Source organism: Shimia sp. MIT1388 (assembly GCF_047124445.1).
In the GTDB taxonomy this organism is placed as follows: domain Bacteria; phylum Pseudomonadota; class Alphaproteobacteria; order Rhodobacterales; family Rhodobacteraceae; genus Shimia.
The window spans coordinates 3,129,868-3,154,598 of record NZ_CP138921.1; the positions used below are offsets into that span (position 1 = coordinate 3,129,868).

General features: G+C 57.2%; 25 protein-coding genes. 11 read left to right on the plus strand and 14 right to left on the minus strand.

The annotated features are described in order from the left end of the window. The first annotated feature begins 71 nt into the window (after positions 1-71). Positions 72-578 carry a tetratricopeptide repeat protein gene (locus SIB92_RS15530; RefSeq protein ID WP_412552894.1) on the plus strand — a complete coding sequence of 169 codons (507 nt, stop codon included), beginning with the start codon at positions 72-74 and terminating at the stop codon, positions 576-578. Between the two features lie 15 nt (positions 579-593). On the opposite strand, the gene gspM is transcribed toward SIB92_RS15530, so the two are convergent. Genes gspM through gspG form a run of 7 tightly spaced genes read right to left on the minus strand, consistent with a single transcriptional unit; the run spans position 594 to position 5,218 of the window. Further along, on the minus strand, positions 594-1,091 hold the full coding sequence (gspM, locus tag SIB92_RS15535; protein ID WP_412552895.1) for a type II secretion system protein GspM: 498 nt from the start codon (positions 1,089-1,091) through the stop codon (positions 594-596). Continuing rightward, on the minus strand, positions 1,088-2,296 hold the full coding sequence (gene gspL, locus SIB92_RS15540; protein WP_412552896.1) for a type II secretion system protein GspL: 1,209 nt from the start codon (positions 2,294-2,296) through the stop codon (positions 1,088-1,090). Before gspL ends, gspM begins: the two co-directional genes overlap by 4 nt. A gap of 55 nt (positions 2,297-2,351) precedes the next feature. Next, positions 2,352-3,287: a type II secretion system minor pseudopilin GspK gene (gene gspK / locus SIB92_RS15545; protein WP_412552897.1), complete on the minus strand. Its 936-nt coding sequence runs from the start codon at positions 3,285-3,287 to the stop codon at positions 2,352-2,354. After that, positions 3,284-3,967 carry a type II secretion system protein GspJ gene (locus SIB92_RS15550; RefSeq protein ID WP_412552898.1) on the minus strand — a complete coding sequence of 228 codons (684 nt, stop codon included), beginning with the start codon at positions 3,965-3,967 and terminating at the stop codon, positions 3,284-3,286. The genes gspK and SIB92_RS15550 overlap by 4 nt, the downstream gene beginning before the upstream one ends. Next, positions 3,967-4,338: a prepilin-type N-terminal cleavage/methylation domain-containing protein gene (locus SIB92_RS15555; RefSeq protein WP_412552899.1), complete on the minus strand. Its 372-nt coding sequence runs from the start codon at positions 4,336-4,338 to the stop codon at positions 3,967-3,969. The genes SIB92_RS15550 and SIB92_RS15555 overlap by 1 nt, the downstream gene beginning before the upstream one ends. Further along, positions 4,329-4,784 carry a prepilin-type N-terminal cleavage/methylation domain-containing protein gene (locus SIB92_RS15560; protein WP_412552900.1) on the minus strand — a complete coding sequence of 152 codons (456 nt, stop codon included), beginning with the start codon at positions 4,782-4,784 and terminating at the stop codon, positions 4,329-4,331. Before SIB92_RS15560 ends, SIB92_RS15555 begins: the two co-directional genes overlap by 10 nt. After that, positions 4,769-5,218, minus strand: a complete 450-nt coding sequence (gene gspG, locus SIB92_RS15565) for a type II secretion system major pseudopilin GspG (protein ID WP_412552901.1) — start codon at positions 5,216-5,218, stop codon at positions 4,769-4,771. The genes SIB92_RS15560 and gspG overlap by 16 nt, the downstream gene beginning before the upstream one ends. Positions 5,219-5,316: 98 nt before the next feature. Here gspG and SIB92_RS15570 point away from each other — a divergent pair, with 98 nt between their 5' ends. The 10 genes from SIB92_RS15570 to SIB92_RS15615 all read left to right on the plus strand — a co-directional run bounded on the left by SIB92_RS15570 (position 5,317) and on the right by SIB92_RS15615 (position 17,576). Next, positions 5,317-6,129: a prepilin peptidase gene (locus SIB92_RS15570; RefSeq protein WP_412552902.1), complete on the plus strand. Its 813-nt coding sequence runs from the start codon at positions 5,317-5,319 to the stop codon at positions 6,127-6,129. An 83-nt stretch (positions 6,130-6,212) separates the two neighbouring features. Then, positions 6,213-7,814 (plus strand): hypothetical protein, encoded by a 1,602-nt coding sequence (locus SIB92_RS15575; RefSeq protein WP_412552903.1) that lies wholly within the window; start codon positions 6,213-6,215, stop codon positions 7,812-7,814. Next, the gene (locus SIB92_RS15580) at positions 7,811-9,001 is read left to right on the plus strand and encodes an SEL1-like repeat protein (RefSeq protein ID WP_412552904.1); all 1,191 of its coding nucleotides are present in this window, start codon (positions 7,811-7,813) and stop codon (positions 8,999-9,001) included. Before SIB92_RS15575 ends, SIB92_RS15580 begins: the two co-directional genes overlap by 4 nt. Positions 9,002-9,319: 318 nt before the next feature. Further along, entirely contained in the window at positions 9,320-9,592 is a 273-nt protein-coding gene (locus SIB92_RS15585) for a hypothetical protein (protein WP_412552905.1), read from the plus strand. 45 nt (positions 9,593-9,637) lie between these two features. Next, positions 9,638-10,816, plus strand: coding sequence for a hypothetical protein (locus SIB92_RS15590; protein ID WP_412552906.1), 1,179 nt, complete (start codon positions 9,638-9,640; stop codon positions 10,814-10,816). A 43-nt stretch (positions 10,817-10,859) separates the two neighbouring features. After that, the gene (locus SIB92_RS15595) at positions 10,860-11,561 is read left to right on the plus strand and encodes a sulfotransferase family 2 domain-containing protein (protein WP_412552907.1); all 702 of its coding nucleotides are present in this window, start codon (positions 10,860-10,862) and stop codon (positions 11,559-11,561) included. A gap of 3 nt (positions 11,562-11,564) precedes the next feature. After that, positions 11,565-12,239 (plus strand): hypothetical protein, encoded by a 675-nt coding sequence (locus SIB92_RS15600; protein WP_412552908.1) that lies wholly within the window; start codon positions 11,565-11,567, stop codon positions 12,237-12,239. A 15-nt stretch (positions 12,240-12,254) separates the two neighbouring features. Further along, entirely contained in the window at positions 12,255-12,968 is a 714-nt protein-coding gene (locus tag SIB92_RS15605) for a hypothetical protein (protein ID WP_412552909.1), read from the plus strand. Next, positions 12,965-16,015 carry an FG-GAP-like repeat-containing protein gene (locus SIB92_RS15610; RefSeq protein ID WP_412552910.1) on the plus strand — a complete coding sequence of 1,017 codons (3,051 nt, stop codon included), beginning with the start codon at positions 12,965-12,967 and terminating at the stop codon, positions 16,013-16,015. Before SIB92_RS15605 ends, SIB92_RS15610 begins: the two co-directional genes overlap by 4 nt. Positions 16,016-16,235: 220 nt before the next feature. Continuing rightward, positions 16,236-17,576: a DUF2793 domain-containing protein gene (locus tag SIB92_RS15615; RefSeq protein ID WP_412555850.1), complete on the plus strand. Its 1,341-nt coding sequence runs from the start codon at positions 16,236-16,238 to the stop codon at positions 17,574-17,576. A gap of 60 nt (positions 17,577-17,636) precedes the next feature. Here SIB92_RS15615 and SIB92_RS15620 read toward each other — a convergent pair whose 3' ends face one another. From SIB92_RS15620 to gmd, 7 genes are all read right to left on the minus strand, one after another. Beyond that, positions 17,637-19,085 carry a mannose-1-phosphate guanylyltransferase/mannose-6-phosphate isomerase gene (locus SIB92_RS15620; protein WP_412552911.1) on the minus strand — a complete coding sequence of 483 codons (1,449 nt, stop codon included), beginning with the start codon at positions 19,083-19,085 and terminating at the stop codon, positions 17,637-17,639. Positions 19,086-19,087: 2 nt separating this feature from the next. After that, positions 19,088-19,801: a sulfotransferase family 2 domain-containing protein gene (locus SIB92_RS15625; protein WP_412552912.1), complete on the minus strand. Its 714-nt coding sequence runs from the start codon at positions 19,799-19,801 to the stop codon at positions 19,088-19,090. An 89-nt stretch (positions 19,802-19,890) separates the two neighbouring features. Beyond that, a complete protein-coding gene (fcl, locus tag SIB92_RS15630) occupies positions 19,891-20,859 on the minus strand; it encodes a GDP-L-fucose synthase (RefSeq protein ID WP_412552913.1) in 969 nt (322 codons plus the stop codon). Between the two features lie 86 nt (positions 20,860-20,945). Further along, positions 20,946-21,572, minus strand: a complete 627-nt coding sequence (locus tag SIB92_RS15635) for an acyltransferase (RefSeq protein ID WP_412552914.1) — start codon at positions 21,570-21,572, stop codon at positions 20,946-20,948. Between the two features lie 95 nt (positions 21,573-21,667). Further along, a complete protein-coding gene (locus SIB92_RS15640; RefSeq protein ID WP_412552915.1) occupies positions 21,668-22,420 on the minus strand; it encodes a sulfotransferase family protein in 753 nt (250 codons plus the stop codon). 262 nt (positions 22,421-22,682) lie between these two features. Beyond that, entirely contained in the window at positions 22,683-23,567 is an 885-nt protein-coding gene (locus tag SIB92_RS15645; protein ID WP_412552916.1) for a hypothetical protein, read from the minus strand. Between the two features lie 33 nt (positions 23,568-23,600). Further along, complete coding sequence (gene gmd, locus SIB92_RS15650; RefSeq protein ID WP_412552917.1) at positions 23,601-24,716, minus strand: GDP-mannose 4,6-dehydratase; 1,116 nt, start codon at positions 24,714-24,716, stop codon at positions 23,601-23,603. Positions 24,717-24,731 lie beyond the last annotated feature (15 nt).

Here is a 24,731-nt window from a genome sequence, read left to right on the forward strand (position 1 = left end):
AGACGCAGGGTCGCGATTATGCTAAACTATTACAAATAAGAAAAAACGACAATCTTGAGCAGGTACCAACCATGTCTTCTATTCTCCGAACCGGCCTCGCCGGTCTGGCGCTTATTGGATTGGGCAGTTGCGGCGACGAAATGGTGTCGCGCAACAGCTTTGAAAGCCAGTATGCTGTCGCCAGAAACGCTCTTGAGGGCGGGCAATACGACCGCGCGCGCCGCAGCTATCAGAAGCTTCTGCAACAGGCCGGTCCCCTCGCGCCACGTTTGCAGCTGGAATATGCCCACACCGAATTAAGGGCGGGCAATTACGAGCAAGCCGCCCAAATCGCCTCTTCTTTGGCGCGATCTCAAAAAGGCTTGGCGCGCAGTGCCGCTTTGGCCGTGCAAGGCACCGCCCAGCACGAGTTGGGGCTACAGCAGCTGTCTGAAGGCAATACCGCTGCGGGTCAGCAAAACCTGACCGCCGCCAACAACGCCTTGCAAGAGGTGCTCAAATCCAATCCGGATCTGGACCCACTTGGCGCCATGGCGGGACGTCAGGCCAAGATTTCCTCCCGCTTGAAACGTCTCTAATTCGGCAGAAATCGCCTAGTCTTGATAGGGTCGCAGATCCAGCCAGGTGGACACCACACCTGGCTCTTCTGTGGCTTCGAGACGGAAAGCGACAATCTCATACCCCCATTCCGGATGGGCAGAACGCAGCCAGGCCGCCAGTTTGAGGAAATCCACGCGGTCAAACTGCACCTCAACCCCGTCTTCGCCGTCGGCATCCAAAACAGTCACAGATCGGCGCAGTTGCGCAGCGATCAATCCCTGCTCAATGCCCCCAGATCCAATGGGTGCCCCGATGGTTTCCCGAGGCGACACACGAGACAGCACCGCCATCTCGCGGGATTGATCCGCGACCCAACGTTGCAGCGCAAGCGCCTCCAGTTGCGCCTGCTCCGCCGCTTGTCGTCGGTCCTGCAGAGGCAGGACCACCGCGAAGATTACAGTCACCGGCACCACCACCCCAGTCAGAAGCGCCAGCAACCCTCGCTCGCGCCGTGTCAGGGTCAGTAGAAAATCCAAAACCCGGTTGCTCATTGGGAGGCCTCCTTCGGCGTCACCCGAATTTCCGTACGCACCCCGGCTTGCCCGTCACTTACGCGGCTTTCCTCAAGCTCTGCCACCATGGCATCGGTTTGCAATGCCGCCGTCAGCCGCTCTGCACTGGCGAAATCCGGCAATCGCACAACCAGCAAAAGCCCTTCCTCTTTGGTGTAGCTGACCAACTCCGGCACTGCCTTGGCCGCATCCAGAACCGTGCCCACATCCGCCGTCATATCCAGCACATCCAACCGATCTGCCCCACCAGCGCGCGCCTGCCGCATATCTGACAGGGCACGGCTGACCTGGGACCGCACATCCAGAATGGGCCCATTTGGTACAAACTTTGCTGTCACCTGTGCTTGTGTTTGTAACGTCAGCTCTGCGGTCTGCGCCTCGATGCGGTTGATCGCCACCAGCTGGCTGGCGGCCCATAGAGTGGCTGCCAATGCCGCCGCCAACGCCGTCCACCGCCAGGGCAAAACTTGCTGCGCCAACCGAGTTCGCGCCGCCATCGGATCTTTGCGCAAATCACAACTCAACTCGCCATGCGCCAAAACTTTAGGCATTTCCACACCAAGTCCGGCCAGGTCTTGCACATCCGTCACAACCGGCACGTCAAATGACTGTGCCAGTGCGCTGATGGCTTCCACCGGTTTTCCCTGCCACAACAGGGCCTTGGGTTTTGGCCTGCTGGCCAGATCTCTGGACAGCAACGCTTCCAGAATCTCCGGCGCGGCGCTGACCCCGTCCTCAGGCCCCAATCGCGCTATCACCACAGGGGCGCCATCCGCCTCGGTTTGCGCCAGGGTCCAAAGACCCTTTGCGGTTGGCAAAGACAGGTAATCCGGCAGCACCGCCTGACATTCCAATTCCCGCCACATCGCCATCTGTGCCCGATCACAGACAAACACGCGGGACCAACCCTCTCCGGTGTTGCCAAGCGCACAGGGGCGCATCTCTTCACTTGTGCCAACGCCCATCCGATCGGCCAGTTGCCGTCGGGCCACTTGTTCGCGCGCCTGACCGCGCAGCGCCGTTGGTAGGTCAAGGTCAACCTGTGGCACCATATGGCCCGGCACCAGCACCACATGCCCTGCCGTCTGCGCCCCGTCGCCAAACCGCACAAATTGTGCTTCTTCGGCGTTTGCCTTGGTGGCATTGCTATTCTTGGCGAGGGTCAGCACTTGAGCTCCTGTCACATCCCGTGTTCGCAAAATGCAGCCCCAAGGCGCGGAGTGCAATCCTGCTGTTGTTTCATGGTCTTGTCGTGATCCGCCAATGAGTTGTCACTCCAACAGGCAGGCTCTGGCGGCGAAACATCACGCTGCGCCGGGCCGTGTGGGTGTCGACCGTCGCTGAAATCTCAGCGCGAAACCACTCGGACCCCACCGACAGATGATCGGGCAACAGGTCCGGGATGGGGGCACCCGGATCATCGGCATCCGGTACAGACACCCCAACAGCCAGCAAAAACGCATCCACCGACGCAAAAGGGGCCGTTTCTCTGTTACGCAATACCTGGTTTTGGGCGGCTGCGGTCAGATTGGGCAAAAACGCTTTCAACACAGCTTCGGGTGCTGTGTTCACGTTGAGCGTGCTGTCGCCGGGCAAAGCTGTTACCAAGTCCACAATCCGGTTGCGCTGGCGTAACGACAACCCGGGCACATGCGCCAGTTGATCCGACATCAGCAGGGGGCCGGACACCGGCGCCTCCGCAGGCATCTTGCGCGCCCACGGGGCTGGGTCGGAAACCTCGTTGCTGGCAATCAACTCCCGCACTCTTTTTACGGTCTGGGGCGGAACACCTTGCTGTGACATCAGGCGATCAAAGGCGCGATGTGCGGCGTCAAATTCCGCATTGCTGAGCCAATTGAGGTTAAACAGACCCTGTTGGTCGCTCACCTGTCCGCTCACAGTGCCCCGCTTCAAGGGCATTTCCCTCACAGGCTTCCCCCAGGCTTCGCCATTGTGATCCACCGCCCCAAAGTCCCGCTCCAGCCGCGTTTCCGCCAGCGCTTCAAACGCGTCCAGATTTAGCTCCACCTGCGTCGCAACCAGCCCGGCCTCCAAGCGCGCCCGACCGGCATCCGCGCGCGCCAGCAAAAACACGGCCACCGCCGACAAAGCCGCGACCAGAACCAGCGCATTGACCAATACGTAGCCTGCATCAGAAAACTGGGTGCGCCTCATTTTAACGCCTCCACAATCACGATCTCGCCGTGGGCCTCTGTAACCAACGTGATTTCGACCCCATCGGGCAAATCGCTGGAAAACGCGGTTGTGGCAACGGGGCCGCCGTCTGCATCCAAGGCACCGGGTTCTTTCACTGCGGCAATTGGCAAACGCAGGCCGTCGACCCAACCCAACTCCCCCCAGTAGCTGCGCAACCGGATCTCTCTGACACCCTCCATGATGACCACCTCCGGGCCAAGCGCAGAGGCATTTAGCGGTGTTAGAGTTGCCCATCTGCGGCGCAATATGTGACCCGAACTCAGCCCAAATCGCCATTCCACGCGATTTAGCACCGGTTGGGGTTGCGTCTCTGGTCGCAGGACAGACTGTCCACCAATGGACAGGGAAAACCCTTGGGACTCTTCTGCGATGGCAGATCGGATCGGCCCGTTGTCGGGCGAGAAAAATGGCATTGGCACCGCACTCGACAGATCATTGCGCAACAGGCTTGTGACTTGCTCCAGAGCTGCCGCAGCCTCGCTGCGCTCTGTCAAACCATCGCGCAACCGCATCATGCCGGTCAGCCCCTGCGTGCCCATCACGGCCACAAGCGCAAACAAGGCGAGGGCCACCACAAGCTCGATCAAGCTGAGCCCCTGATCGCTTTTGGGAAAATTCTCGCGCTGTGCGGACCGCATCACAGCCCCCCCGCCAGATACACAACCAACTGCGCGCCTTCGCCGTTGCTTGCGCGCGCTGTGACCGCGACCTGCGCCAGTCCAGCGGTGGTGATCGCCACATCTTCGTCGATCACAAAAGTCAGACCACCCATGGTCACGCTCGATGGAAGTGACGCTGTCATGCCGTAGAGTTTGCGTTCTTCCACACGGTTTTGCGCCGCCTGCCGCGCCAGTATCCGCGGTATTTCCCCACCAATGGCCACACGGGACTGATCCGCGGCCCGGATCGCCGCAATGCTCCCCAACGCCAGCACAAAGATCGCAATCGCCAACTCAATCAACGTCAGCCCGGCGTCGCTGCGGGGTTTATTGTGCCGCGTTAGTCGCATGTCAGCCCCGTGTACCCGTCAGATCCGCAGCGACGCACATCGGACCCGTCCGAAAACACAATGGAAAATGCCGTGCTCTCCCCGTTTGCCAAAAGCACCAAGTCCGGAGTGCTGGCAGAGGCAGTGGGGCTTTCAGTGACTGCCGTGACTTGTCCGCGCCAGGCCATAACCTGCTCGGACACGTCCCAGCCGGCGTCCGTCCGCGTGGCCAATTGCATGCCTTTTGGGCTCACCTGGATGCCACGAGTCTGCGCTCCGGTGATGGCCAACTGGCGCAAAGTGTCAAAATTACGCTGAAACAGAGCCTGATCGGTCTCCGATTTTGCCCCGACGCGCCCCACAGACAGGCTAATCCCAGCGGCCAGAACCGCCAGAACAGCAACCGCAACCAACACTTCGATCAGGGAAAACCCCTCGGTGGATTTGAGGCTTATTGGGTGCTCCATGACCCGATATCCGCGTCCGCGCCGGTGCCGCCAGAAACCGCGTTGGCGCCATAGCTGAACACGTCAAAATCGCCATGCACGCCGGGGGACAGATACTGGTAAGGCTGGCCCCAGGGATCAATTGGCAGGCGGTCCATATAACCATTGGTGGCCCAGTTTGCTGGCACCGGATCGCTGGTTGGCTGTGTCACCAGCGCCTCAAGCCCCTGTTCGGTGGTGGGATAGCGGAAATTGTCCAGACGATAGAGGTTCACCGCGCTGACAATGGCCGCAATATCCGCCTGCGCCCTTGCAGCGCGTGCCTGATCGGGCCGGTCAATCACCCGCGGCACAATCACGAGCGCCAACACCGATAGGATCACCACCACAACCATCAGCTCCAACAAGGAAAAACCGGCGTCTTTGCGGGAGTCTTGCGCGTTTGGGGAAGGCATGGATGACATCAACTGGCTCGCTTTGTTCGGCGCCATGATACCGGCAGCCGTTAAGGTTTGTCTATTCTCCCCATACGCGAGCGCTCCGGTGTCAGGCAATGGACAATGCGGGCCAAAGCGCGCAAAACTGCGCCACTCACAACCATCCGGGCCTGCCAGTGATCGATCCAGTGATTTTGTTTCTTTTGCTTGTCAGCCCTGCCATCGGGTCTTTTCTTGGCGTGCTGGTGGACCGCTTGCCGCGCGATGAAAACGTGGTGCTTCGCCGGTCCCAGTGCCGCACCTGTCAAACGGATCTGGCTGTGCGAGATCTGATCCCACTGGTGAGTTTCGCGTTAAACAAAGGCTGCTGCCGCCATTGTGGCGGGCCCATCCCGCCTTGGGTTCTATACCTTGAAATCAGCGCGCTGGGCGCAGCGGTTTTTGCCGTGATCGCGGCGTCTACACCGGTGGAGACGGCATTTTCAGCGGTCTTTCTCTGGCTTCTGCTCGGTTTGGCCTTTGCTGATGCGCTGTGGATGCGTTTGCCCGATGCGTTGACCGCAATGTTGTTCTGTTGGGTGTTAGGCTGGGCCTACTTGTCTCCCATGCAAGACCTACCGGCTGCGATGCTTGGCGCTGCATTGGGGGCCGGTAGCTTCCTGGTGTTGCGCATTGTCTATCGCCTGCTGCGCGGGCGCGAGGGGTTGGGCCTTGGGGACGTAAAACTTATGGCGGGTCTGGGCGCTTTTGCGGGGCCGCTTGATCTGCCCATTCTGGCGCTCGGTGCCTCGTTGGCGGGTCTGGGTTGGGCAGCTGTGTCTCTCAAATCGAAGCAGGATAGTGCCGGTGAAGCGATCCCCTTTGGCACAATGCTCTGTTTCGCTGCTGGCCTAATGTGGCTGGCCCGCGCGTCGGGATTGCTGATCTAGGGAGTGCCGTTTAGGGTATGGTTAACACTCCCTTCGCGGACGCTCCGGTGAAGCGCCGCAAAAACAGATACTTGGACGGCTCTATGCAGTATTCATTCCGCGCCGCGGCCCTGTTGGCTCTGGGGCTTGCGACCCAGGCTTCTCTCGGGCACGCGCAACAGGCTCTAACTTTCAAACCTGTGACCGAAGCACCTGCGCCAGACACATCCGAAACCCCAGCGCCACTGACGCCGATGCGGGACATCGAGGCGGCTTGGGCGCAGAAAAACTATGCCTTTGTGCGGGCGCAGTTGTTGCGCCACGTTGAAGAAACCGATCAGCCCTTGGCCCAGTACCGCTATGGCCGCGTGCTGCTCGAAGCAATTGGTGGCCCCCGCGATCTCGAAGGCGCGGCGTTTTGGCTGGAAAAAGCAGCAAGCCAAAAATATGCGCCGGCCGAAAATCTCTTGGCGCGACTGTATCTGTCTGCGCCCAAAGACAGCGGCCTGCACAAGCCGGAGCGCGCCGTAAAATTGTTTGCCAGCGCCGCTGCAAGAGGCGTGGCGGAGTCGCAATACTACATGGGCATCATTCACCGCGATGGCATTGCGGTGGAACCAGACGCGGAAGTGGCGTTCAACTGGCTGCTGGCGGCAGCGGAACAAAACCACGAGAAGGCCCAACTTGCGGTCAGCCGCGCTTATGCGCGGGGGGGCGGGGTAGCGCAAAACGCGGACTCGGCGGTGCAGTGGCTGACCCAAGCGGCTGAGAACGGTCACGTTCAGGCGCAGTTTAATCTGGCGCGTGCCTATGACGAAGGACGTGGTGTGGAGCAGGATCGCGCCCGGTCTTTGAAGTGGTTGACCAGCGCAGCAGAGGCCGGACATCTTCTGTCTCAACGGGCTCTCGGGCGCCGCTATCTTACCGGGGATGATGTCGCTGCCGATTCAGCTGCAGCGATGACGTGGTTGTCCACCGCGGCCAAGCGCGGCGATGTGGTCGCCATGACTCTGCTCGGGGATGCCTTTGGTGGCGACTATGGCATTGCCAAAGACGCGGAAAATGCTTGGGCTTGGTACAGCAAAGCCTCTGATGCCGAATACGGGCGCGCCACTTCTGCGGTTGCCGACATGTTGGCACGTGGCGACGGTCGCCCTGTCGATATGGCGGCGGCAGTCAAAACCTATCGCAAGGCCTTGGAGCAAGGGTATGCACCGGCACAGATCGCCTTGGGGCAATTGGCGGGGCAGGGCAAACTTGACGGCATGATCGCCCCGCATATTGCCGTACCGTGGGCAGTAGCTGCTGCGACAGAGGGCGACGTGGCTGCCCGAGAATGGCTGCAAATTCAGGCAGAGGCCGATATCCGTCCAGCTCAAACCGCCTGGGCCATCTGGTTGGTCGAGCAGGAACGCAAACCGGATGTCGCCTTGCCGTTTTTGACCAAAGCGGCACAAGCGGGGGACACGGAGGCGCAGTTCCGGTTGGGGCAAATGCTGACGCGCGGCGAAGGTGGCGAACAGGACTACATCCAAGCCCACGCCTGGCTCAATATCGCGGCCACAGGCGGCCGTGCCGAGGCGGCAGATTTGCGGACAACAGTCACCGAACTGATGACCTTGGAAGAGGTGGCAGAGGCGCAAACCATTGCGCGGGACTTCTTTGAACAAGCCGCCAGCCAGCTGCCCAAAGGCGTGTCCCAATGACGTATCCCACACATCTGATTGTTGCCGCCTGCCTCAGTGCCGCCTTCCTGTTGGCCACACCCGTTATGTCCCAAACCGGTGGCACACCCGAGGCCGAAACCGCGACAGCTGCCACACCGCAAGCGCAATATGAGTTGGGCATGATGTATCATACCGGCGAAGGCGTGCTGCAAAACTTTGCTACTGCGGCGACCTGGTTTCAGACTGCCGCGGAACAAGGCTATGCTCCGGCGCAAAACCGGTTGGGACAGTACCTCTTTTCGGGTCATGGCGGGCAGTCTGACCCCGAAGCAGGTCTGGCCTGGCTCAAGGCCGCTGCGACAAGCGGGGATGTGAACTTTCTGTTTGATTTCGCCAGCGCGCTAGAGACAGCCCCGGCGCCTTTGGCAGATCCCACCGCTGCGGCGCAAATCTACGCTAAAGCTGCGGAGCAAGGCCATCTGGAAGCCACCGTGAGCCTTGGCGTCCTGTTCCAGGATGGCATCGGTGTGCCCAAAGATCTGACCCGCGCCAAGCAACTCTACGAGGTGGCTGTTGCCCAAAACCACGCCCGCGCCCAAAACAATCTGGGCTTGCTCTATGTGCGGGGCGATGGCGTGCCGCAGGATTATGAAAAGGCGGCAACCCTGTTTGCTGCCGCAGCAGAACAGGGCCTGAAAGTGGCGATGACCAACCTCGGCGTCATGTATGACAACGGCTACGGCGTGCCACTGGACGAAGCCCGCGCCGCGGAGCTCTATCGCCAGGCCTCCAGCGGCGCCGGCGCAGAGCAGGATCAGGCCATTTCCGGACCGCTTTATGACCCGCGCTTGTCGTCGCCTGACACCAGCGAAGAGGGTGTGCAGCGCCTGAAGCGTGGCGCACAGGCTGGTGATCCAATCGCCCAGTTTCAACTGGCCTGGGTGATCCTGTCTCAGTCCGATTTGTCTCCCGATCAAAAATCCACTGCTGCCACGCTCATGTCTGCGGCCGCACAAGCTGGTCTGGCGCCTGCTATGGTCAATTTGGCCTGGCTCTATGCGCGCGGGGACGGCGTGCCTCAGGACTATGTTCTGGCGCAGATGTGGATGATCAGGGCAGCCCGCTCCGGCCATCCCGGCGATTCCGACCTGGCGGGTTTTCTCTCCTCCCAAATGACGGTGCATCAGGTCAGCGAAGCCCAGCTACGCGCCAAGCAGCCCAACTGATGAGGCCGCAGAATCGTTAACAAAGGCCGTTTTGTTGCTGTGCCTTTGAGGTCAGACTCTTGAATTGAAACTGGAAAATTTACAAAACCGTTCCTTTTCACGAGAAATTGTATTAACATGGCTGGATGGCAAGGCTGGTAGGCTTTGTCACTTCCTCATGACCATAGCATTGGTGTTTTAATGCGACGATTCTCTGCTGGCGCAGCAATTTTGTGTCTTTCCCTTCAGGTTGCCGTTGCGGCAACCCCGGAACCTGTCCAACTGCATAATTCGAATGCAGTCTGGTTTGAAAACTGGATTGGGTTAAGCAACGCAACCTTGTCTGTGACTGCGCCAAACGGAGAAACGACCGAGGTGTTCTCCGCCTCGGGAACACCTGTTTTCCAGTTGTCAGGCCGGGACATTCAAGACGGCTATTATCGGTACGAGTTACGCGCAGCGACTGAGGAGCAGAAGAAAATCGTTAACGCCACCGATCAGGGTCGTGGCAGTGCGCAGCGGGACTCTGTTGCTGTGCCTTTCTACACGACCGGCAACTTTCTGGTGGAGCGGGGCGTCATCGTGACCCCGGAAGACATCAAAGAGGAATGATCCGCCAGAGTAGGTTGGCAGATCAGTAGGAACAGGACCTTAGTCATGAAACATACCCCTAAACTTCTCGCAAGCGTGGCAGCCATTGGCCTGGCTGGAAGCGCATATGCAGATCAGGTTTTTATCGATGACCTGATTGTCGACGGCAGCGCCTGTATTGGCCTGGACTGCGTCAACGGTGAAAACTTCGGTTTCGACACCATCCGCATGAAAGAAAACAACACCCGCCTGAAATTTGACGATACATCTGCGTCGGCAAGTTTTCCGAACGTTGACTGGCAACTGACTGCGAACGAAAGCACCAACGGCGGCCTGAACAAATTCTCGATCGACGACATCACCAACGGCCGTATTCCTTTCACGGTGGAAGCAAACGCGCCAACCAACGCGCTGTATATTGAAGACACCGGTGATGTGGGTGTTGGCACCAACAATCCGGTTCTGGAAATGCACATCGTCGACGGCGACAGCCCTGCCATCCGGATTGAGCAGAACGGCTCTTCTGGCTTTACCCCGCAGACATGGGACATGGCTGGCAATGAAACCAACTTCTTCATTCGCGACGTGACAAATGGCTCTCTTTTGCCGTTCAGAATTCGCCCAAGCGCGCCGACGGACTCCCTCTTTGTGGACTCTAACGGTGATGTCGGCATGGGCACGGACAGCCCAGACGCCGCGCTGCACGTTCGAAAAACCAATGGCACCGCATCTTTCTTGGTGGAAGAAGAGAGCGCCACGACCGCGGCGCGTACGCTTTTGGCTTTGAGCAACAATGGCAGCGCCAACTTCGAACTGACCGATACTTCGGTTGCAGATGCCGCCAACACGGGCCGTACCTGGAAGATGAAGAACACTGGTGGTAGGTTCCTCTTTACCACATTTCCTGGTGGTGCTGGCGAAACAGAAATGGAGCTTGACCAGGACGGCAACTTGACCATCTCCGGTAACTTTTTCGCATCCAGCGGCACGCAGCTGAATGTGCCGGATTACGTGTTTGAGGATGAGTATGATCTTATGCCGCTGAGCGAAGTTCGTGCATTCATTGAGGAAAACGGCCACCTGCCCAATATTCCGTCTGCCGGAGAAATCAACTCCACTGGATTGAACATGACTGAAATGCAGCTGAACCTTCTGGAAAAAGTTGAAGAACTCACGCTGTACACTCTGGAGCAAGATCAGGTCATTCGCGAACTGAATGAGCGGTTGAAAGACTTGGAGGGTTAATAAAACCCGTTCCACAGTGCAATTGAGATTTTGAAACGGGCCAATGGCCCGTTTCTCTTCGATAGGCACTGCAAAAAGGACAAAATCCGTGATCTCGAAGAGCCACCGTTTTATCTATTTGCATGTTCCAAAAACGGGCGGAAACTCTATTCAAACCGCGCTTTTGCCAGTCAGTGAGGACTCGATTTCTCGGTCAAGGCATCAAGATGGTGTCGAACGGTTTGGGATTAGCGGGCCACGTACGCCCCGAAAACACGCGCGTTTGTCAGACTACACAACTCGGCTCGCCGAGCCGCTGGATTCGTATCGGGTTGTGATTTCGGTCCGCCACCCGTTTCCTCGTGCTTTGTCGATGTATTTTTCGCCGGGACGCTGGTTGAAGGAAACGACCCCCGGTACCTGGGAAACGCAAGAAACTATGTGGAATGAAAGTGACTTTATGTCACTTATCCAGGATCGCCAAAAGCTTCAGCCAATTGTGGATTACCTAAAGCTTGAGGGGATACCACGGGTGCCTGACATTACCCTTCGGCATGAAACGCTGCATGACGACTATCAGATGATGTGCAGAAAGCTTGAACTGCCAAACAAAGTTATGTCTCTGCCTAAGGTGAACCAATCTTTCGTGAGCAGAAGTGCGCTAAACCGTCTTTTGGAAAGCAAAAATCTAAGAGATGCGACTGAAGATGTTTTTGATGAAGATATGTCATACTTCGAATATGACACATTTTCGGTTAAGGGGTAAAAATTGGCGATCATCAGTTTCAAGCACAACTTCATCTTCATCAAAACGAATAAGACAGCCGGCACCAGTATCGAGGTCGACCTGAGCCGCATCGCTGGTGACGACGCCATCGTGACCCCGATTTTTCCACCGGAGCCAGGCCATTCCCCTCGGAATTTCGAAGACAAAAACGGCGAACCGCTGTACTACAACCACATGCCCGCCCGCCTAATTAGGCAGCGCCTGGGCGCAAAGCGCTTCAATGCCATGTTCAAGTTTTGCGTTGAGCGCGAACCCGTTGAGAAGTGCATCAGCCAGTATCACATGTTGCGCAACTCTGAGGCACATAATGCAGAGGAGCCCTACACGCTGAGCTGGGACGAGTTTGTTAAGGCAGAGAAGTTCCCGGTGAACACGGGAAAATTTGCCATCAACAAGGTCAAAGTGGTCGATCGTATTTTGCGCTATGACACCCTGCCGGGCTCACTGGAGCGGCTGATGAACAACTTGGGTGTTGTCGGTTTCACGCTTACCTCCAAAGCGAAATCGACCTATTCCAAGAAAGTCCTTGTGAAGCCGGAAGATGTCACAGCCGAACAACGGGCCATAATCGAAAGACGGTTTAAGCAAAGTGTGAAGCTGTCAGGGATCAACTGGTCCAAACCGCCCAAGTCGGTTGGCAGGAACAAAACCGCTTAGGTTCGGGTTCAAACGATGAATGCCAAGACATACACCCCCTCGCTCCCCCTGATATTTGTTCATATTCCCAAGTCCGGCGGAAGTTCTGTCCGCGAAGTGTTTGGCACCTGGTTCGGCTCTAACCTCTACCCGCACTACTTCAAGCCCAAAGATCAAAGCATGCCACCGAGGCGCGACTTTCTTGGCCTCCAGAGAAACCAAGAACCTGCTGTGATCTATGGTCACTTTAACAAGCATCGTGGCTTTGGTGTGGAGCAATACTATCCCGAAGCCAGCCAATTCATGACCATCCTTCGCGATCCTCTAGAAATGCACGTTTCGAGGTTTTTCTATGCCGCCAGAATAGAAAAGAAAGGCCGCAAGATTTACAACGCACCCAAAAGTGCATCCCTGGAGGACTTTGTGAAAACAAGCCACCTGTCCATGCTGGAGCATTTTCCTAGGCAGGTGACTATGTCAAACTACCGTGACATTATCGAGGAGTATTTCCTCCACATCGGTTTTCTAGACCACCTGGAAGAAAGCCTGAACCACATGGGGAGAATTCTAAAAAAGCCATCGGTGGATACAAAAATCCCTCATCTTAATGTGTCCGCGCGCACGCAACCGGTCTCAGAGGAAGCCGCGCATTTGTTTCGCGAAAACCATGATCTTGAATACTGTGTTTACAGTCATGCTCGGGATCTGTTTTTACCACGCCAAATTCAGAAACGATTGAGTCTGGAATGACCGCTCTGATCCAGCCCCCCTACCAAAAACGCTTCTTCCTCGCCGCCTTGATCGTGGCGGTGTTGGCATATCTGTTCTGGACCGGTTCGCGCTATCCTGCGCTGGATGAGAAGGCGATGATGTCGGGGGCCATCCAGCTGGAAGACCCTCTGGGTTTTGAGGCGCTGTTCCCACTGACGCCGGACATGTCCACATTGGAGCGGATCTTCTTCACCACCATCAATTGGATCAACACCAACAAGAAAGGCATGACCTTTGGTGTGCTCTTCGCCGCCGCCTTCCTCACCGCCGCCGGCTATCTCAAGCAGCGCAGCTTTCGCGGGGGTTTTGCCAATTCGCTTCTGGGTCTCGCCATCGGCACGCCGCTTGGCGTCTGTGTGAACTGCGCTGCGCCCATTGCGCGCGGCATGTATTCGGCCGGTATGCGCGCGGAAACCACGCTCTCCGCCATGATCGCCTCCCCGACGTTGAACATCGTTGTTTTGACCATGCTTTTCTCGCTGCTGCCCTTTTACATGGCTGTGGCCAAGATCGCGCTGAGCCTGCTGGTGATCCTTGTGGCCGTACCGCTGATCTGCCGTCTGCTGCCGCAAACAGAGATCACGCCGACTTTGCAAGAGGCCACGCCATGGAGCGTTGACGAGCTGTCCCAAGGCCAACCCGCCACCGACCCGCTGGGCACGGCCATTCTGGCAGTTGGTCAGGGCTTCCTGAAAAACCTCTGGTACATCGTGAAGATGACCGTGCCGCTGATGCTGCTGGCGGGCTTTCTTGGCGCCTTGGTGGCTGTCCTGCTGCCGCAAGAGCTGATCACCGGCCTGACCTTCAGCATTCTGGCACTGATCGCCGTTGTGATCGTCGGCCTGTTCCTTCCGGTGCCCATTGCCTTTGATGTCGTGGTCACCGGGGCCTTGCTGTCCGCGGGACTGGCCCATGGCTACGTCATGGGGCTCTTGTTCACCTTGGGGATTTTTTCCGTTTATTCCTTCCTAATCGTGGTGCAATCTGTCGGCCCCCGCGCTGCTGGGATGCTGTCGGGCACAATTGCCGTGTTGGGCGTTGTGGCGGGCCTCGGCGCGCAGGGCTATCACGAATGGCAAAGCCGTCGCGCGCTGGAGATGCTGCTGGAAAGCCATGCCCCGCACGCCGCCCCGCCCATGTGGTCCGCCGCCGCCTCAGAGGCTTCGGCGATCACAGTCACCAGCAAGCCCCTGGCCGCCGCATCCCCTGCCGCTGAGCAGCCCTTCACGCGCATGGAAGCCGACACCATCGGCATCGACAAACCGCTGGAGTTTTCATTCCGCGACATGTGGCCCCCTTTCTGGGAGGGGCGTAGCCTGTCCAGTGCGGACTATGACCGCGACGGAGATCTTGATCTTGCCATCGCCTCCACCGAAGTGGGGCTCTACCTCTACGCCAACGACGGTAGTGGCCAGTTTGCCCCAACACCCGCGCCTCTAGGCGATCTTGCCACCGCGCCGATTTTCAACGCCGCCTTTGCCGACATCGACAATGACGGCTGGCCGGACCTCTTTCTCACCACCTACCTGCAAGGCAACTACTGGTGGCGCAATGTAGAGGGCAGCTTTGGCGCCGAGCCTCCCAGAGCCGTGCCCAACAACCCACAGACGCCTCTGTCGCTTGCCGTGGCCCTGGCGGATGTGGACGCCAACGGCACTTTGGATGTGGCGCTGGGCAACTGGGCCGCTGGCTGGTATCGCCGCATCCCTGGCGAAGAGAGCCGCAACCGGTTGATCCTCAACACCGACGGGACACTCAGTGGCGAAACCTATGCTGACATGCCTGGCCTGCCCGGTGAAACCCTGACCATCCTGTTCTCCGACTTTGACGACGACGGCGCCACCGATCTGATTGTTGGCAACGATTTTGACATCCCGGATTATTTCTATCGAGGCGACGGGGCTGGCGGATTTGCCATGCTGACCGAGCCACAGGGCCTGATCCCGCACACCACGACCACCACGATGGCGATCAAGACTGCGGATCTGGCCAATGATGGCACCACAGACATCTACATGGCCCAAATCGCCGGGCGGTCGTCTGGTGTGTCCGAAACACTCAAAATGCAGCCGCTGGAGCTTTACTGCGATGGCATCCAAAACGCAGAGGCCAAGGCCCGCTGTGTGAAGAACATGCAGATCAAATCCTGGTACAAGTCCGGCAACAATTTCGACCCGACTTATGCCAAAAATTGCCAAACACTGACGGGCCGCGATCAGGTGGAATGCAAGGCGATGCTTGTGAAAGACCTCGCCATTCAAAAGCGTGATCCCTCTATTTGTGAACTGATCCGCGCGGACCAACCCATCCCGCGCGCCTATTGTGACTGGCACTTCCAACCGACCCGCACGCCAAGTGCTGACGAGATTGCGCTGACCCATCCGCAAATTCTGCGCTCCAACGTCTTGCTGGCCCGCAATGGCGAAGGTTGGGAAGATCAGGCCGAGGCCCGGGGTCTGGATGTGGGCGGCTGGAGCTGGGACACCAAGGTTGCCGACTTTGACCTAGACGGTTGGCAGGATGTCTACATCGTAAACGGCACATGGGTGCCCAACGAGGTGTCCCCGTCCAACCTCTTCTTCCACAACAAGGGTGACGGCTCCTTTGCCGAGGCCTCCGGTCCTTTTGGGTTGGAAGACTACCTCATGACCGCCAGCGCCACGCAGATGGATTTTGACAACGACGGCGATCTGGATCTGATCACCCATCCGGTGAACGGCCCCTTGGTGGCCTTCCGCAACAACGCCCAAGGCGCGGCTTTGGTGTTTCAGTTTGAGGACCACATCGGCAATCGCGACGGCATCGGGGCACGGGTGACGATCACCGGTGCGGATGGCAACACGCAGATGCGCGAAGTGCAGCTTGGCGGCGGCTTCATGTCCTTTGACGCCCCACGCGCCCACTTTGGACTGGGCGACCAAACCGAGGCCGCATCGGCGATGGTCACCTGGTCTGACGGAAGCTCAACCTCGTTGGAGGGGCCATTCCAAGCCGAGCATATCTACACGGTGACGCGGCAACCCTGATGAGGTGTTGCATATTGCGCCCTGCTTTGGGGTCAAATATGCACCTCCGCAAAACAGCCGTGATACCGACGCAATACCGACGTGGATTTTGGACCGTGCAACACCTGCGGTTGCTGCGTTGTGATCTTGGCAACCCGCCTCTCTGACTCTGGCGCCCATTCCCCATTGATGGAGTTGTCCCATGTCAGAAAATTCTTCACGCCTTTCCTTGCCGTTTATCATGCCCTCACAGGCCCAGAAGCACGTTACTCACAATGAAGCTTTGCAAAAATTGGACGTGTTGGTTCAGACCGTTGTTGAGGCTTTTGACGCCACCGACCCACCAGCCGCACCAACCGACGGCGCCACCTGGGCTCTGGGTGCCGCGCCCACAGGGGATTGGTCCCACAATGCCCACAATCTGGCCACCTGGACCAATGGCGCATGGCTTTTCACCGCGCTGCAACAAAGCTTTACTGCCGTTGAACAAGGCGGCGCTGAGCTGATGATCTGGGATGGGACCACCTGGAACCCTTCGGAGATTTCAGAGCTGTCCAATCTTAACGGTCTGGGCGTAAACACCACCCACGACAGCACCAACCGCTTGTCCGTGTCGGCCCCTGCGACGCTGTTGACCCACGAAGGCGCCGGACATCAGGTCAAGATCAACAAGGCCACAGTGGCAGACACCGCAAGCCTGTTGTTCCAAACAGACTGGTCCGGTCGCGCAGAGATGGGCACCACCGGCACCGATGACTTTTCCATAAAGGTCAGCCCCGACGGTTTGGCGTGGACCACCGGACTGCACTTTGACACCAACACAGGTATTCCCAACGCTCCGGAAGGTTTGTTGGTGGAGGGCGCGATCACAGGCACAGCTGTCACACAGAGCGCCACAGACGCAACATCAGGGCGTTTGCTGAAGGTTGGTGATGGTGGGGCCCTCGCTGGCGCAGTGCAGCTCAGCGGGTCGGAGAACCTTCACGAGCGCGATCTTGGATGCGGAAATTATGTTGCGATTGCAGCCACCACCGGTGGCTTGGCAGAAACCACCTCCCATTGGCATTCTCTGATGCTGACAAATCGGGAAAACGGCTTCCTTTCCGGCTTTGCTATTCGCAACGCAGCCAATCCCGCGTCGCAAAAATGTTGGTTTGGGACCGGCGGCACCGCATCCAACGCCGTGGTCTGGACCGAGCTTTGGCACCACGCCAACACCACGGTCGACACCAACGGCTTTCTGAAAGAAGCCAGCCCAATCATCCGCGTATCCCAAAATGGCATTGAGGAACCCGCGGAGCCACTAAACGCGCGGTTTTCCCGAATTGGCGTTGGGCAGTACCAGATCTCAAATGTGCCGCCACTGGCCCAACATGGGTGGCAAATTGAGGTGCCACAGGATGCAAACGGCAACAGGATTGTGTTTGTTGCAGTCTCCTACGACGTCGGCGCGCGGGTGCTCAATGTCACAACGTCTGAGGTGGTCTGGGATGCTGGCTGGGTGGCAGGACGCGCAAAAGACATTCCCGAAAGCCGTTGGGTGGACCTTCGGTTCTCACCCTTGCCTGAGACAATCGAATAAACCTGAAGTCCAAAATTGGGTTGGTCCGCCAATCACAGGGGCGGACCAACTCTGTCTTTCTTACCCTTTGGCGCCTTGGCCGCGCGAATACACATCCTCATAGCGAATGATGTCGTCTTCGCCCAAATAGGACCCGGTCTGCACTTCAATCAGCACCATTGGCACTTTGCCGGGGTTTTCCATCCGATGCACAGCGCCCAATGGAATGTAGACAGACTGGTTCTCCGTGACCAATTTGATCTCTTCATCAATGGTCACTTTCGCTGTGCCTTCCACCACAATCCAGTGCTCGGATCGGTGATGGTGACTTTGCAGGCTCAGCGCAGCACCCGGATGCACATGAATACGTTTCACCTGGAAACGGCTGCCAACAACCAAGCTCTCAAACCAGCCCCAAGGGCGATAGTCACGTGGTAGAATTTCCGCCTGCGACGCGCCTTTTTCCTTCAGCGCTGACACGGCCCTTTTAACGTCCTGAGCGCGGTCTTTATGCGCCACCAGAACGGCATCCGGCATCGCCACGGCAATCACATCCTGCAACCCAATGCCGACCAGCTCCTGGCTGTCGTCCTCGGCGCGCAGCAGGGTGTTCTCGCACTCGATGGAGGTGGCAGGCCCGCTGGTGACCACACCGTCTCCATCTGGATCGCTTTCCATCCAGACCGCGTCCCAGCCACCCAGATCAGACCAGGCGCCACCGTAGGGCACAACAGACAGGTTCTCGGCTTTTTCCATAACGGCATAGTCGATCGAAATGTCTTCCATTTCCGACCAGGCTTCCGGATCGAGCCGCGTAAAGCTCAGATCGGCTTCGGCAGAGGCCACCGCCCGGCGCGCGCTGGCCAGCATCTCGGGCGCATGTTGTTCAAACGCAGCAATCAACTTGTCGGTGGCAAACAGGAAAATCCCGGCATTCCAAAGGTGCTGACCGCCCGCCAAAAGGGTCTCGGCCTTCTCGGCATCCGGCTTCTCGACAAAGCTTTTAAGCGGCTGCGCCACAGGCGCAAAATCCGCTTCCGGGCTTTGGCTCAGTTCCAGCCAGCCATAGCCGGTTTCTGCCCGATCCGGACGAATGCCAAAAGTCACCAACTGACCACTCGCTGCTGCTGGGGCCGCAGCGCATACCGCGGCGCGGAATCGCTCCGCATCGGGGATCACGTGATCAGAAGGCGCCACCAGCATCAAAGCACCCGGAGAGCGGGCTTCAAGCACCAAGGCCCCTGCAAGGATCGCAGGGGCGGTGTTGCGGCCCTCCGGTTCGATCATGGTTGCGGCGGCACTGATTTCCTTGGCGGCCAATTGCTCGATCACAATGAACCGGAAATCGGAACCTGTGATCACCAAAGGCGCGGCAAAACCCTCGCCGGACAAGCGCTCGGCAGACGCCTGAAACAGGCTGTCTTCACCGGTCAGCTTGGCAAATTGTTTCGGATAGCTTTTGCGGCTCAGCGGCCAAAGCCGTGTTCCCGAGCCACCGCAAAGAAGAAGAGGATGAATAATTTGGGTCATGATTAGGCACTTTTCGAAAGGAGTCTAATAGGAAGGTGCTCGATAAAGCCTTTTTTCTTGGCGCGGTTATAAAGCTTAAAGTCCTCGGCGTGTTTGTCACGCAACTCAGACAGTGTCTCTTCGGAAAAATCGGTTTTGCTAAGTGTTTTGAAGTCGGAATTTTCGGATTGGCGCTCTTGCGTGGTGTTGCGTTTCTTGGCGAACACCTTGGCCGGTACGGTCCTGTTCACCATCCGCTGGAGTACCGCACGGCTCGTCTCTTCGACGTTATCAACCGCTGAAATCATATATTGCCATTTGGGCGCTACGTCATGCTTCGGACGCAGGAACCTGCACTGCTCATTGGCGACGACGCTTGTGACATACTTGACCCCATCCCTGTCCCGCATTTTGGCGTGCCCGGGGTGTTTCGGGTTCAAGGAAACGTAATTGTACATCGAGATGAGACGATCAATCGGATCCCTGACAAAGGACAACATCAGCACGTCTTGAGCTGCGGCCACCTGGGGGTTGTCCGTCAGGATACTGACCGGCACATGGCTGCACAGGAATTGCCAGTCCTCCGGCATTTTATACTCGGGGAAGTTTTCCGGCGTTACACCGTAGAGCCTATAGGCTTCAATGCACTTGATACCCTCCGGTGCCATTTGCCGCTGCAAGTTAAGGCGGGCGGATGTTCCTGCGGCTTTGGGGATATGTGCAAAAATTAGTCGCATATTGTGGCCCTAGTTGTGGGGTCTGAATTTGTATTGAAGCGCGCGGGGCGCCTAAAGTGTACTTATGATACGTCCGGAGCGGATTTCGCCTATTTCCGGAAGCTGTCCTGGTTTTCAAGAAACCATTGATACGTTTCTTTCAAACCGTCTTCCAAACTGACCCTTGCTGTCCAGCCCATATCTGCCAAACGGCTTACATCCATGAGCTTTTTCATTGTGCCATCGGGCTTGCTGAGGTCTTGGACGATGCGGCCCTTGTATCCCGTCACCTCGGCAACCATGCGCCCGAGCTCCCCAATCGAGACATCGGTGCCGGTGCCAACATTGATGTGGCTCAGCATGGGGTCTGTGTTCGCGTCGTAAGTCTTTTTGTCCAACTCCAGCACAAACAGGCTGGCTTCGGCCATGTCATCCACATGCAGGAACTCGCGCATCGGTTTGCCAGTGCCCCACATCACGACCTCTTCCTGGCCAGTCTGCGCTGCTTCGTGGAAACGACGGATCAACGCAGGCATCACGTGGGAGTTTTCCGGGTGGAAGTTGTCGCCGGGGCCGTACAGGTTTGTCGGCATCACTGACCGGTAGTCCACGCCGTGCTGCCGGTTGTAACTCTCACACAGCTTGATGCCTGCAATTTTGGCCACCGCATAAGGCTCGTTGGTGGGCTCCAGCGTGCCGGTCAGCAGCGCGTCTTCTTTCATCGGCTGCGGCACCGCTTTGGGGTAGATGCAGGAACTCCCCAATTGCAACAGCTTCTTGGCGCCAGCCGCAAAGGCCTGATGGATCACGTTGCATTCGATCATCAGGTTTTCATAGATAAAGTCCGCGGGGTAGGTGTTGTTGGCATGGATGCCCCCAACCTTGGCCGCTGCCAGAATAACGACATCCGGCTTCTCGCTGTCCATGAAGTCCCGTACGGCTGCCTGATTGGTCAGGTCCAGCTCTTTGTGCGTCCGGGTGACGATCTGCAGGTCTTCACCCGCCACCTTTCGGGCTTGCAAGCGGCGTGTGATGGCGCCTCCGACCATACCTCGATGTCCTGCAACGTAAATTTTCATACCAACTTCGTTCCTAATTCATTTCTCTAAACAGGCATCCCAAGCAAACAATGGCGGCGCTTTTGGGGTGAGTCACGTATGGCACCCTACCAGCCTTCGGTGTCCTGTCCCGGGTTTTCGAGTGCGGGTTCTGATAGTCCCAATTGCTCCAGCTCAAACTGCGTAAACCCCCGCGCGCTTCTGGACCAGGTTGTATCGCTCCGCACTTCACGCGCAGGAACCCCTGCAAAAACCGTATTTTCTGGCATGTCGCCAGTCAAAACCGCGCCTGTGCCGAGGATGCTCCCGGAGCCAATTGTCACATCTGGCATAATCGTTGTCCGACGGCCGATCCATACATGTTTGCCGATCTCGATCCGGCGTCGGCCTTCATTGATGAGTGTCCGTGTCTTAAGGTCGATAATGCCGTGCTGGTCGTTGGATTGAATGAGAATGTCATCAGACCAAAGCCCGTCTTCTCCAATAATCACATCGGCGTTGTCACAAACGATCTTGGCTTTGTTGATTGTGGTGTTGCGACCGATATGCAGATGCGCCTGCCGCCAAACCCGGACGTCCAGCCGCATTGGTCCCACCGTGTCAATTTTGATGGTGCCGCTTCCCGGCCCAAGCGCAATCCGGAGCTTCCCCTTGATCGGTTTGGCGGGAAGTTCGATCCGGTATCCATCCCGCCGCCCAGGGACGTCCGGCACGGCAAGCACCAGGCTCTTCAAAGATTGTTTGGGAGCCAATAGAACACAATCCCGAAAATACTTCTTCGCTTTCGGGGGAACCAGCTTGGCCAAATCGTGTTCTATACGCCGATCACTCATAGGTAGATCTGCCCCCAGTAATCGGCAGGCTTCCCGCAATGCTTCAGCAGCTTCTGGACGTCTTCTGCCAACTCTTTGGCAATGTCTGTTCTGAGCTGTGGCGGAATATTCCCCACCCGCCACTGCGGACCACGAATGTCGCGGTCGGTACCGCGATTGAAGACCTCGGGACTAATTTCGGCAGCGGTCTGTGGCACGCCTAAGAACTCGAACAGGCTGTTCAATGTGACTTCGAAGTTGTTTTTGAGGTCTTCAAGAAAGACGACTCTCACTTGCTCCGTCGGAAACACATCCAAATAGGCGCTGATCTGGTAGTGATAGCGCGTCCTGTCGACAAAAACCTTGCGATGTTCAGGTAGAGACAACGACTTTTCCAGATTATTGAACTTGTCTGGCTTCGTGGCCGCCCAGTGATTGAAGTGTGAGACAATCCGGCTCAAAGGTTCCCGCACAACATAGAGAATTTTCATGTCAGGATCGAACTCGTGGATGCGCTGCGGCACGCCGGGAAAGTCATCCCTGAACGAGTATTGAGGGGTGGTTTCAAAAAAGATATCCGCGTCTGTGCCTTCCGGGAAATGCGGCTCCAACCACTTTGGACCTTTGTCAAAATGCTTCGTGAAGTACATCAGTTCCTTTTCTTTCGTCCCGAAAACCCTCGGGTGAGACGAAAGATAACGATGAAGGGATGTTGTGCCGGCCTTGCCCGCACCCACCACAATCATATTTGGATGCTTATTTGCTGACATTCACAGTTCCTCATTCAATTCAAAATTCAAAATTTTCCGACTGCTTCGAGACGGGATTGCCAAATTTCGTTAACCTGAAACCACTGGGTCTCTGAAGCTGTGATCCATGCCGTCCGACCGCACGTGAGACTGTGCCGTGACCAGGCTCACATTGCGAGCGGTGCGAACTGCGTCTGATCCGCAACGATCCGTGTTCGAAATGTTCACTCTCATCTTCCTCTCACAAGCGAACATCACAGCCACAGCCTCACTTCCCGGCGCCTTATTTTGCCGGAAACAGGTTGTCCAGTTTTGCCGCCGCTTCCTGATATTTCGCCTCAAAATCCCGGAGCTTGGGGTTTTTCAAGACCTCTTCTGCATTGGCGCAGTGGGACACTTCCAAACCGCCTTTTCGAAGCCTGGTTTGACTTTGGGCTCCGAGCTTGGCGACGTCATCACCCATAAGCCGCGTCAACGCCTTGTTGAATCTATTCACCTGGATAAGGGGAGAAAACACGTCCTCCGCAAACAGCAGCGAGGGCGTGCCAGCATGTCCGAAATAGAACTGCGTGTCCTCTATCATCTTGAGCGTTCTGTTCATGAAATTTCGAGCGATGGCGCGGATTTCCAGAATATCGTCCGCGTCCGCCGTGATTGAAATTTTGTCCTGCTCAGCAAGATACGCCTCATAGTCCTCTTTGGACATGGCGCGGGCCTTGAACTGCTGATGCCGACCGCCATACACTTTTTCGCTCAGAAACACCTTGATCGCCTGATGACTCAGGGACTTGCGCAACATGATCAGCGGGTGCACGTCATTTTCGGCAAACACTTCAGAGATTTTTTGGGTGTCCGGCAGATCGGACGGAAAGCTGCGCCATTTGAACAGCATGTGCGGTTTTTGCTCAACCGACGGGATTGGCTGCCCGTCACGCATTTTCACCAAGCTGTCCTGTTCGAGAATGACATTGCTTTCGCGCGCGTACAGCGTTTTCAGGATGTCCGCAAAGTCCTTGGACACACTGGATTCATCCGGCGAGACCTCCAGAACACGTTGAAAGTCAAAATGCTCTTTGACGGGCACGTATACATTTTCGACGAGGTGTGCGTACTCAATCATCGGTGTTGAGCACACATTGCCTGTATACATTAGGACAACATTGGACATGTTGATATCCTTTCCTTTTTTCTTCCCGTCGGCCTATTCGACGCTGACAGGAAGATCATACCCGTGCTCTTTAAGCAATGCGTGACGGCGGGCGGTCTTGAGGTCTTCGGCAACCATCTCGGCACACATCTGCTGGGTGGTGATTTCCGGCACCCACCCCAGCTCGGACTTCGCTTTGGCAGGATCGCCCAACAACGTGTCCACCTCAGCTGGGCGGAAGTAGCGTGGGTCGATCCGCATCACCACGTCGCCAACTTTCAGTGCTGGCGCCTTGTCACCATCAATTGCAGCAACGGTCGCGACCTCTTCAATGCCATCGCCGGTGAACTCCAGCGTCACACCCAGCTCTTGTGCGGACCAGGTGATGAATTCCCGCACGGAATACTGCACGCCAGTGGCAATTACAAAGTCCTGCGCGGCGTCCTGTTGCAGCATCATCCACTGCATGCGCACGTAGTCTTTGGCGTGCCCCCAGTCGCGCAGGCTGTCGATGTTGCCCATGTAGAGGCAGTCTTCCAGACCCATCGCGATATTGGACAGACCACGGGTGATCTTGCGGGTCACAAAGGTCTCGCCCCGACGCGGGCTCTCGTGGTTGAAGAGGATGCCGTTGCAGGCATACATGCCATAGGCCTCGCGGTAGTTCACGGTGATCCAGTAGCTGTAGAGCTTGGCCACCGCATAAGGCGAGCGCGGGTAGAAGGGCGTGGTTTCTTTCTGCGGTGTTTCCTGCACCAGGCCGTAGAGTTCCGAGGTAGAGGCCTGATAAAAGCGTGTCTTTTTCTCCAGACCCAGGAAACGGATCGCTTCCAGCAGGCGCAGCGTGCCGATGGCATCCACGTCCGCGGTGTATTCCGGTGCCTCAAAGCTCACGGCAACATGGGATTGCGCACCCAGGTTGTAGACTTCATCCGGCTCCACTTCGCGCATGATGCGCGTCAGGTTGGAGGTGTCAGACAAGTCGCCGTAATGCAGTTTGAAGTTGGCATTGTCGACATGCGGGTCTTGATAAATGTGGTCGACGCGGGCGGTGTTAAACAAAGATGCGCGGCGTTTGATGCCATGCACCTCATACCCTTTTTCGAGGAGAAATTCCGCCAGGTAGGATCCGTCCTGCCCGGTAACGCCGGTAATAAGTGCTTTTTTCATGTTCAAGTCCACTGT

Excerpts from the sequence above, each read along its gene's own strand:
- SIB92_RS15580 (WP_412552904.1), top strand. The coding sequence starts at position 7,811 with ATGACGTATCCCACACATCTGATTGTTGCCGCCTGCCTCAGTGCCGCC.
- SIB92_RS15615 (WP_412555850.1), top strand. The coding sequence starts at position 16,236 with ATGCCCTCACAGGCCCAGAAGCACGTTACTCACAATGAAGCTTTGCAA.
- SIB92_RS15610 (WP_412552910.1), top strand. The coding sequence starts at position 12,965 with ATGACCGCTCTGATCCAGCCCCCCTACCAAAAACGCTTCTTCCTCGCC.
- gspM (WP_412552895.1), bottom strand. The coding sequence starts at position 1,091 with ATGAGCAACCGGGTTTTGGATTTTCTACTGACCCTGACACGGCGCGAG.
- gspK (WP_412552897.1), bottom strand. The coding sequence starts at position 3,287 with ATGAGGCGCACCCAGTTTTCTGATGCAGGCTACGTATTGGTCAATGCG.
- SIB92_RS15640 (WP_412552915.1), bottom strand. The coding sequence starts at position 22,420 with ATGTCAGCAAATAAGCATCCAAATATGATTGTGGTGGGTGCGGGCAAG.
- SIB92_RS15645 (WP_412552916.1), bottom strand. The coding sequence starts at position 23,567 with ATGTCCAATGTTGTCCTAATGTATACAGGCAATGTGTGCTCAACACCG.
- fcl (WP_412552913.1), bottom strand. The coding sequence starts at position 20,859 with ATGAAAATTTACGTTGCAGGACATCGAGGTATGGTCGGAGGCGCCATC.
- SIB92_RS15590 (WP_412552906.1), top strand. The coding sequence starts at position 9,638 with ATGAAACATACCCCTAAACTTCTCGCAAGCGTGGCAGCCATTGGCCTG.
- SIB92_RS15595 (WP_412552907.1), top strand. The coding sequence starts at position 10,860 with ATGGCCCGTTTCTCTTCGATAGGCACTGCAAAAAGGACAAAATCCGTG.
- gmd (WP_412552917.1), bottom strand. The coding sequence starts at position 24,716 with ATGAAAAAAGCACTTATTACCGGCGTTACCGGGCAGGACGGATCCTAC.
- SIB92_RS15625 (WP_412552912.1), bottom strand. The coding sequence starts at position 19,801 with ATGCGACTAATTTTTGCACATATCCCCAAAGCCGCAGGAACATCCGCC.
- SIB92_RS15550 (WP_412552898.1), bottom strand. The coding sequence starts at position 3,967 with ATGCGGTCCGCACAGCGCGAGAATTTTCCCAAAAGCGATCAGGGGCTC.
- SIB92_RS15605 (WP_412552909.1), top strand. The coding sequence starts at position 12,255 with ATGAATGCCAAGACATACACCCCCTCGCTCCCCCTGATATTTGTTCAT.
- SIB92_RS15575 (WP_412552903.1), top strand. The coding sequence starts at position 6,213 with ATGCAGTATTCATTCCGCGCCGCGGCCCTGTTGGCTCTGGGGCTTGCG.
- SIB92_RS15560 (WP_412552900.1), bottom strand. The coding sequence starts at position 4,784 with ATGGAGCACCCAATAAGCCTCAAATCCACCGAGGGGTTTTCCCTGATC.
- SIB92_RS15620 (WP_412552911.1), bottom strand. The coding sequence starts at position 19,085 with ATGACCCAAATTATTCATCCTCTTCTTCTTTGCGGTGGCTCGGGAACA.
- SIB92_RS15530 (WP_412552894.1), top strand. The coding sequence starts at position 72 with ATGTCTTCTATTCTCCGAACCGGCCTCGCCGGTCTGGCGCTTATTGGA.
- gspG (WP_412552901.1), bottom strand. The coding sequence starts at position 5,218 with ATGCCTTCCCCAAACGCGCAAGACTCCCGCAAAGACGCCGGTTTTTCC.
- SIB92_RS15555 (WP_412552899.1), bottom strand. The coding sequence starts at position 4,338 with ATGCGACTAACGCGGCACAATAAACCCCGCAGCGACGCCGGGCTGACG.
- SIB92_RS15570 (WP_412552902.1), top strand. The coding sequence starts at position 5,317 with ATGGACAATGCGGGCCAAAGCGCGCAAAACTGCGCCACTCACAACCAT.